We start from the raw sequence: 365 nt of genomic DNA, 5'->3' as shown, positions 1-365 counted from the left end.
CGGTATCCCGACCAGCTCTCGGGCGGCATGCAGCAGCGCGTCGCCATCGCGCGGTCGCTCGCGGCGCGCCCGAAGCTGCTGCTCATGGACGAGCCGTTCGGCGCGCTCGACGAGATGACCCGCGAGTACCTGCAGGGCGAGCTCACCCGCATCGCCGCCGAGACGGGTGCGGCCGTGGTGTTCGTGACCCACTCGATCCCGGAGGCGGTGTTCCTCTCCGACCGCGTCGTCGTGATGAGCCCGCGGCCCGGACGCATCACCGACGTCATCGAGACGGGCCTCGGCGAGGTGCGCGACGAGGCGCTGCGCGAGAGCCCGGCGTACTTCGAGAAGGTCACCGCGGTGCGCGAGGCGCTCCACGGCAC

At 72.3% G+C, this 365-nt stretch carries 1 protein-coding gene; it reads left to right on the top strand.

The features are described 5' to 3' along the window. On the top strand, window positions 1-365 hold a 365-nt coding region (locus FJ658_RS03575), incomplete at both ends, for an ABC transporter ATP-binding protein (protein ID WP_141144019.1).

The sequence above is a fragment of the Schumannella sp. 10F1B-5-1 genome (genome assembly GCF_006517535.1).
GTDB lineage: Bacteria > Actinomycetota > Actinomycetes > Actinomycetales > Microbacteriaceae > Schumannella.
The sequence above is the reverse complement of the archived record's forward strand: the minus strand, read 5'-3'. Positions and strand labels throughout refer to the sequence as shown.